At 61.5% G+C, this 7,016-nt stretch carries 9 protein-coding genes and 1 pseudogene; 1 reads left to right on the forward strand and 9 read right to left on the reverse strand.

Going from position 1 to position 7,016, the window contains the following annotated elements; genetic code table 11:
* Positions 1–7: 7 nt before the first annotated feature.
* The 7 genes from KBA32_RS04160 to hisB all read right to left on the reverse strand — a co-directional run bounded on the left by KBA32_RS04160 (position 8) and on the right by hisB (position 3,940).
* Positions 8–358 carry a histidine triad nucleotide-binding protein gene (locus KBA32_RS04160; protein ID WP_294355725.1) on the reverse strand — a complete coding sequence of 117 codons (351 nt, stop codon included), beginning with the start codon at positions 356–358 and terminating at the stop codon, positions 8–10.
* Between the two features lie 18 nt (positions 359–376).
* Positions 377–703: a phosphoribosyl-ATP diphosphatase gene (locus KBA32_RS04165; protein ID WP_294355726.1), complete on the reverse strand. Its 327-nt coding sequence runs from the start codon at positions 701–703 to the stop codon at positions 377–379.
* Entirely contained in the window at positions 703–1,104 is a 402-nt protein-coding gene (gene hisI, locus KBA32_RS04170) for a phosphoribosyl-AMP cyclohydrolase (RefSeq protein ID WP_294355729.1), read from the reverse strand. The genes KBA32_RS04165 and hisI overlap by 1 nt, the downstream gene beginning before the upstream one ends.
* Positions 1,101–1,862, reverse strand: coding sequence for an imidazole glycerol phosphate synthase subunit HisF (hisF, locus tag KBA32_RS04175; protein WP_294355731.1), 762 nt, complete (start codon positions 1,860–1,862; stop codon positions 1,101–1,103). Before hisF ends, hisI begins: the two co-directional genes overlap by 4 nt.
* A 33-nt stretch (positions 1,863–1,895) precedes the next feature.
* Positions 1,896–2,639, reverse strand: coding sequence for a 1-(5-phosphoribosyl)-5-[(5-phosphoribosylamino)methylideneamino]imidazole-4-carboxamide isomerase (hisA, locus tag KBA32_RS04180; RefSeq protein ID WP_294355735.1), 744 nt, complete (start codon positions 2,637–2,639; stop codon positions 1,896–1,898).
* A gap of 63 nt (positions 2,640–2,702) precedes the next feature.
* Positions 2,703–3,353: an imidazole glycerol phosphate synthase subunit HisH gene (gene hisH, locus KBA32_RS04185; protein ID WP_294355738.1), complete on the reverse strand. Its 651-nt coding sequence runs from the start codon at positions 3,351–3,353 to the stop codon at positions 2,703–2,705.
* Positions 3,353–3,940, reverse strand: a complete 588-nt coding sequence (hisB, locus tag KBA32_RS04190) for an imidazoleglycerol-phosphate dehydratase HisB (protein ID WP_294355740.1) — start codon at positions 3,938–3,940, stop codon at positions 3,353–3,355. Before hisB ends, hisH begins: the two co-directional genes overlap by 1 nt.
* Before the next feature lie 171 nt (positions 3,941–4,111).
* On the opposite strand from hisB, the gene hisC reads away from it, so the two are divergent.
* The gene (gene hisC, locus KBA32_RS04195; RefSeq protein WP_294355744.1) at positions 4,112–5,191 is read left to right on the forward strand and encodes a histidinol-phosphate transaminase; all 1,080 of its coding nucleotides are present in this window, start codon (positions 4,112–4,114) and stop codon (positions 5,189–5,191) included.
* On the opposite strand, the pseudogene KBA32_RS04200 reads toward hisC, so the two are convergent.
* Both KBA32_RS04200 and KBA32_RS04205 read right to left on the reverse strand, forming a co-directional pair.
* Positions 5,188–5,571, reverse strand: a pseudogene (locus tag KBA32_RS04200) (Dps family protein); the annotation flags it as partial. The gene hisC and the pseudogene KBA32_RS04200 overlap by 4 nt on opposite strands.
* Positions 5,572–6,048: 477 nt before the next feature.
* Positions 6,049–6,879 carry a phosphoenolpyruvate hydrolase family protein gene (locus KBA32_RS04205; protein WP_294355746.1) on the reverse strand — a complete coding sequence of 277 codons (831 nt, stop codon included), beginning with the start codon at positions 6,877–6,879 and terminating at the stop codon, positions 6,049–6,051.
* Positions 6,880–7,016 lie beyond the last annotated feature (137 nt).

Below are 7,016 nucleotides of genomic sequence, written 5' to 3' on the forward strand. Positions count from 1 at the left end.
ATCTCCTTTAAACCCGCTTGAGCATCGGCCCGACCGGTTCCGGGCCGCCGACGATGTGCGCGTGCAGATGCGGCACCTCCTGCCCGCCGACCCGGCCGTTGTTGATGATGACACGAAAGCCGTCCGGACTGCCGTTCTCTTCGGCCAGTCGCCTGGCCACCGACAACATCCGGCCGAGCACCGGCTCGTCTTCGGAAGTAATGGTTTGCAGCGAGTCGATGTGACGCTTGGGCACGACCAGCAGGTGCATCGGGCGCGCCGGATTGATGTCGTGAAACGCGAAGACTTCGTCGTCTTCGTAGACCTTGCGCGACGGAATGTCTCCACGCGCAATCTTGCAAAACAGGCAGTTGTCCATGCCGACTCCTCCTGACGCCTACTTCGCCGTCCGCGATTTCTTTTCGTCGATGCCGGAAATCCCCTCGCGACGACGCATTTCCTGCGACACGTCCTCGATTCCCATGCCGTAGAAGGCAAGCAACACCATGATGTGATAGATGAGGTCCGTCGATTCCCAGACGATGTTCAGGCGCTTGCCGTCCTTGGCCGCCATGATCAGCTCGGCGCTCTCCTCGCCGATCTTTTTCAGGATGGAATCCGGACCGTTGGCGAACAACTTGGCCGTATACGAGGTCTCCGGGTCGGCGTGACGGCGCGAAGCCAGGGTTTCGGAGAGGCGGTGCAGAATATCGTGAGTGCTCATTATGCGTAGATTTCCTTAGGATCTTTCAGAACCGGGTCGGTGGCGACCCAGCGCTCTCCCTGCAATTCCAGGAAGAAGCAACTTTCTCGTCCGGTGTGGCAGGCAATTCCGCCGACCTGATCGATGGACAACAGCAGGACGTCGCCGTCGCAGTCCGCGCGAATCGATTTGACTCGCTGGAAGTGGCCCGACTCTTCGCCCTTGCGCCACAAGCGCTGGCGCGAGCGCGACCAATAGACGGCGTTTCCTGTCTTGACGGTCTCTTCCAGCGAGACGCGATTCATCCAGGCAAACATTACCACACGGCCGCTCGCTGAATCCTGCGCGATGGCCGGGATCATGCCGTTCTCGTCCCACCTCAACGCGTCGAGCCAGAACTTGCCCGCGTCCAGGTCGCTCACAGACGCACCTCGATGCCGCGGTCGCGCATGTACTCCTTGGCCTGGCGCACGGTGTATTCGCCAAAGTGGAAGATGCTCGCCGCCAGCACCGCATCGGCCCGCCCCTCGGTCACGCCGTCGGCGAGATGCAGCAGGTTGCCGACGCCGCCGCTGGCGATCACCGGAATATCGACCGCGTCCGAAACCGCGCGGGTGAGTGCCAGATCGAATCCGTTCTTCGTGCCATCGCGGTCCATGCTGGTCAGCAGGATTTCGCCGGCGCCGAGTAGCTGCACGCGACGCGCCCAGTCGACGGCATCGAGGCCCGTCCGGTTGCGGCCGCCGTGCGTGAAGACCTCCCACCTGCCCGGCTCGACCTGCTTGGCGTCAATGGCGACGACGATGCACTGGTTCCCGACCTTGGCCGCGGATTCGGCGACGAGGTCCGGATTGTTGACGGCAGCCGTGTTCATGCTCACCTTGTCCGCACCCGCATTGAGCAGGCGCCGAACGTCGGCGACCGTGCGCACGCCGCCGCCGACGGTCAGCGGGATAAAGACCTGCGACGCGCACGCTTCGACAATGTGCAGGATGATGTCGCGCTGGTCTGACGACGCCGTGATGTCGAGGAAGGTCACCTCGTCGGCGCCCTGCAGATCGTAACGGCGGGCAATCTCCACGGGGTCGCCGGCATCGCGCAGATCGACGAAGTTGGTCCCCTTGACGACCCGCCCGGCGGTGACGTCAAGGCAGGGGATGATGCGTTTCGCGAGACCCAAAGCGTTTACCGTTCTTTCGTAGAGGGAAAAAGATCAATCGCCGTTGAGGCTGTCGGCTTCGGCCTGCGCCGCTGCGAAGTCGAGCGAGCCGTCGTAGATGGCGCGCCCGGCAATGGTGGCGACGACGCCTTCGTGCTCGACGCTGCACAACGCCCGGATGTCGTCCATGTTCGACAGGCCGCCGCTGGCGATCACCGGGATGGTCAGCGCCTGCGCCAGCTTGACCGTCGCTTCGATGTTGATGCCGGAAAGCATGCCGTCGCGGCCGATATCGGTGTAGATGACGCTCTCGACGCCGTAGTCCTCGCACTTCCTGGCCAGATCGATCACGTCGTGACCGGTCAGTTTCGACCAGCCGTCGACGGCGACCTTGCCGTCCTTGGCGTCGAGTCCGACGATGATCTGGCCGGGGAACGCGCTGCACGCGTCGTGCAGGAAACCGGGGTTCTTCACCGCAGCCGTGCCGATGATGACGTAGCTCACGCCGTTGTCGAGGCAGCGCTCGATCGTGTCGAGGTCGCGGATGCCGCCGCCCAGCTGGATCGGAATCTCGTCGCCCAAAGCTGCGACGATTTCCTTGATCGCTCTTTCGTTCTTCTGCTTGCCGGCGAACGCACCGTTGAGATCCACGATATGCAGGCGACGCGCGCCCTGTTCCAGCCAATGGGCGGCCTGTTCGCCGGGAGAGTTGGAGAATACGGTCGCTTCGTCCATCAAACCTTGCTTCAGACGAACGCACTGCCCGTCCTTCAGGTCAATCGCGGGAATGATCAGCATTTTGGAAAACGAAAGTAGTGGAGGGAAAAAGGAATGGAAGGAATGGAGAAAAGCAGGTCCTGTTTATGGGTTCCAGCGTACGAAGTTGGATAACAGGGCGAGTCCGGCTTGCGCGCTCTTCTCGGGATGACATTGGATGGCAAAGATATTATCCCGCGCCACCGCACTGGTAAAGGGGATGCCGTACTCGGTCGTGGCGGCGATGCAGGCACGATCGACCGGATCGACAAAGTAGCTGTGTACGAAGTAGAAACGCGCACCGTCGTCGATGCCGCTCCACAGCGGATGACTCCCGGCGTGCACCACACGGTTCCAGCCCATGTGCGGCACTTTCAGCTTCTCACCGGATGGGCCGATCATCTTCTCCGCCGGAAAACGGCGGACCGGGCCGGCGAAAACGCCGAGACCGGGCACGTTGCCCTCTTCGCTCTGTTCGAAGAGCATCTGCAGGCCGATGCAGATGCCGAGGAAGGGTTTCGTTCGCGCCGCCTCGATCACGACTGAACGCAAACCGCGCGCATCGAGCTCGCGCATGCAGTCGGGCATCGCCCCCTGCCCGGGAAAGACGACGCGCCCGGCGCCAGCGACCACCTCCGGATCGGCCGTGACGACGATTTTCCGGCCATCGGCCACGTGCACCAGCGCCTGCCAGACCGAACGCAGATTCCCCATGCCGTAGTCGATGACGGCAATTTTCCCTGCGGAAGAAGCCATCACAGCGATCCCTTGGTCGACGGAATACTGCCGGCGGCGCGTTCATCGGCTTCGAGCGCGACGCGCAGGGCGCGGCCGAAGGCCTTGAAGATCGTTTCGGCCTGATGGTGCGCGTTCGCGCCACGCAGATTGTCGATGTGCAGCGTCATCAGCGCGTGATTGACCAAGCCCTGGAAAAACTCGCGTATCAGGTCCACGTCGAACGCGCCAATGGTGGCGCGCGTGAATTCGACGCCGAAGACCAGCCCTGGGCGCCCGGAGAGGTCGATCACCACACGCGAAAGCGCCTCGTCGAGCGGCACGTAGGCGTGCCCGTAGCGGCGGAGGCCCTTCTTGTCGCCAACGGCCTTGCTCAGCGCCTGCCCGATCGTGATGCCGATATCCTCCACCGTGTGGTGCGCGTCGACGTGCAGGTCGCCATCGGCTTCGACCTCGAGGTCGATCAGCCCGTGACGCGCCACCTGATCGAGCATGTGATCGAGAAAGGGGACGCCGGTCGCAAGGCGACATTGCCCGGTGCCGTCGAGATTGAGACGCACCGTGATCCGGGTTTCCAGGGTGTTTCTGCTGATTTCGGCTTGCCGCATGAAAGCCTCATGACAAAGGATGTGTTACTGGTGGTAAGGCCATCGCAGGCACGCCGGCAATTACTCAGGGAGGCGCTGCCACGGCCCGAGCCAGCCGCCCGCGGGCTGTAACCGGCACGGCTGCATGATACCATCTGACGCTCCCGCTGCACCCGACCCCTGCGAGCCGTTATGAGCCAATTCTGGAGCCCCCTCGTCCACAGCCTGACGCCCTACGTTCCGGGCGAACAACCCAAGCTGGCCAACCTGATCAAGCTGAACACCAACGAGAACCCGTACCCGCCGTCGCCGCGCGCCGTCGCAGCGATGCAGGCCGAGCTGGGCGCCGATGGCGGCACGCTGCGCCTCTACCCCGACCCGAACGGCGATCGCCTGAAGGAAGCCGTCGCCCGCCACTTCGCCGAGTTCGGCATCAACACACGCAACGTCTTCGTCGGCAACGGTTCGGACGAAGTGCTCGCGCATGCCTTCATGGCACTCTTGAAGCACGACAAGCCGCTGCTGCTGCCGGACATCAGCTACAGCTTCTACCCGGTGTATTGCGGACTGTACGGCATTGAAAGCGTCGCGATTCCGCTCGGAGACGCGTTCGAGATCCGCGTCGACGACTACGCACGCGAGAACGGCGGCATCATCCTCGCCAACCCGAACGCGCCGACCGGGCAACTGCTGCCGCTCGCCGAGATCGAACGGCTGGTCGCCGCGCATCCGCGGGCGGTCGTCGTCATCGACGAAGCCTACATCGACTTCGGCGGCGAAACAGCCATCGCCTTAGTCACGCGCTACCCGAATCTGCTGGTTATCCGTACGCTGTCGAAGTCGCACTCGCTCGCTGGCCTGCGCGTCGGCTACGCGGTCGGCCACGCCGATCTGATCGAGGCGCTCGATCGCGTCAAGAACAGCTTCAACTCGTACCCGCTCGACCGCCTGGCGATCGTCGGCGCCGCCGCGGCGATCGACGACAAGGAACATCTGGAGAAAGCGCGGCAAGCCGTCATGGCCAGCCGCGCGACGCTGGTCGCGGGCCTGGAGCAGCTCGGCTTCGCCGTCCTGCCCTCCGCAGCGAACTTCATCTTCGCGCGCCACCCGCAACACGACGCGGCCAAGCTCGCTGCGCAGTTGCGCGAGCGCCAGATCATCGTGCGCCACTTCAAGCAACCACGTATCAACCAGCACTTGCGCATCTCGATCGGTACCGATCAGGAATGCGCTGCGCTGGTCGACGCCTTGCGGGCGATCCTCGCCGCTTAATCCTCAAGCAGACTGCGCAGCATCCACGCAGTCTTTTCGTGGATTTCCAGGCGCTGCGTCAGCAGATCGGCGGTCGGCTGGTCGTTGGCCGCTTCAACCACCGGGAACAGCTTTCGCGCCGTGCGCGCCGTCGTTTCCTGCGCATCAACCAGATGACGGACCATATCGGTCGCCTTGGGCACGCCCGACACCTCCTTGACCGACGTCAGCTTGGCGAACTCGGAGAAGGTTCCAGGCGCCGGATGGCCGAGCGCGCGGATGCGCTCGGCGATGATGTCGAGCGCGTTCCACTGCTCGGTGTATTGCCCCATGAGCATCAGGTGCAGGCTGTTGAACTGCGGGCCGGTGACGTTCCAGTGGAAGTTGTGCGTCAGTATGTAAGCGCGAGGTACGTGCGTATGGACATGGCGAAAATGGAAGGCAAGTATTCGGTTATTTGAGAGAACGGATCATGTCCACGAAAATTGCAATTTTTGGGTCATATTTGTGATTGATGTCCACGCTGACCGATCTGTCCGTAATTCAGGACGACGAATTTGTGAGCTTGTTGCAAGGTAGCGAGTTAGCGTCTTCGAAGAAGTGGCTACGGTTTGCTGCGAAATCGCGCCAATTTGACCAATGATTCTTATAGCACTTGACCGCAGAATCTCGATCACCTGACAGGCTCTTGCCGACCCAAACTTGTCCTTCGTTTTGCCCGAAAGCTGCCGTAGGCTCCGACGATGAGTTTTCAAGTTTCGCTTCTACAAACCAGTCGTTGAGGAACTCAAACAACCGGCCAGTTCCGGCCGTTTGAGACACAGGAAGCGATGTGACTCGAACGGCCGGTAGTCTTTACGAAAGCTGCCTTCGGTTACCTACGCGAGCCGACTCCCTTTGAAGGCTTTAACCTGGGCAGTGATCGCGCGCTCTGTAGGCAAACGCTCAATCGACGAAGCGCCAAAGAAACCATCAATTCCAGGCATTTTGGACAGCGCGATAGCTACATTTTCCGGTTCATCGAACGGTCCTCCGTGGCAGATGACCAAAATATCCTTCCGCACACGACGACCGGCTTCAGCGATGGTCATGACCTTATCAATCGCTTCATCCAGACTAAATGCCACGGCAGCGCCAATCGTGCCCGCCGTGGTCAGGCCAACGTGGGCAACCAGTTGATCGGCGCCGGCTTCGGCCATCTTGCGTGCATCCTCTGCATCGAAAACGTAGGGCGAGGTAAAGAAATCCTGGCGATTGGCCTCGCGTACCATTTCGATTTCCTTGTCGTAGCCCATGCCTGTGCCTTCAAGGTTGGCGCGGAAGTTACCATCGATCAGTCCCACTGTCGGGAAATTCTGCACGCCCGAGAAACCTGCTTCCTTGAGTTGGGTAATGAAGCGTGGCATCAGGCGGAACGGATCAGTCCCGCATACGCCGGCGAGTACCGGCGTATGTTTAACGACCGGTAGCACTTCGGACGCCATATCCATCACGATCGCATTTGCATCGCCGTAGGGCATCAGACCGGCCAGGGATCCCCGGCCAGCCATCCGATAGCGACCGGAGTTGTAGATGATGATCAGGTCGGCACCGCCGGCTTCGGCCAACTTGGCCGAGATACCCGTACCCGCGCCGCAGCCGACAATCGGCGAACGTTTGGCTTTTTGGTCATTCAAGCGTTGAAGAACTTCTTGTCTGGTCAGGCTCATTGGGCTTTCTCCTAGTCCATTGAATCAATGAAATTGCACCCCATATAGGGGGCATGGGAAAGATGAATCTGAGTGAATTGGAGCGGGACGAGTTGGAGGGCTTGCAGCGCAAGCGGACGGCGCCGGTGGCGCAGGTT

It is taken from the genome of Propionivibrio sp. (assembly GCF_017995515.1).
GTDB lineage: Bacteria > Pseudomonadota > Gammaproteobacteria > Burkholderiales > Rhodocyclaceae > Propionivibrio.

Coding starts and splice junctions, on each gene's coding strand:
- KBA32_RS04160 (WP_294355725.1), bottom strand. CDS start 358: ATGGACAACTGCCTGTTTTGCAAGATTGCGCGTGGAGACATTCCGTCG.
- KBA32_RS04165 (WP_294355726.1), bottom strand. CDS start 703: ATGAGCACTCACGATATTCTGCACCGCCTCTCCGAAACCCTGGCTTCG.
- hisA (WP_294355735.1), bottom strand. CDS start 2,639: ATGCTGATCATTCCCGCGATTGACCTGAAGGACGGGCAGTGCGTTCGT.
- hisH (WP_294355738.1), bottom strand. CDS start 3,353: ATGGCTTCTTCCGCAGGGAAAATTGCCGTCATCGACTACGGCATGGGG.
- hisB (WP_294355740.1), bottom strand. CDS start 3,940: ATGCGGCAAGCCGAAATCAGCAGAAACACCCTGGAAACCCGGATCACG.
- hisC (WP_294355744.1), top strand. CDS start 4,112: ATGAGCCAATTCTGGAGCCCCCTCGTCCACAGCCTGACGCCCTACGTT.
- KBA32_RS04205 (WP_294355746.1), bottom strand. CDS start 6,879: ATGAGCCTGACCAGACAAGAAGTTCTTCAACGCTTGAATGACCAAAAA.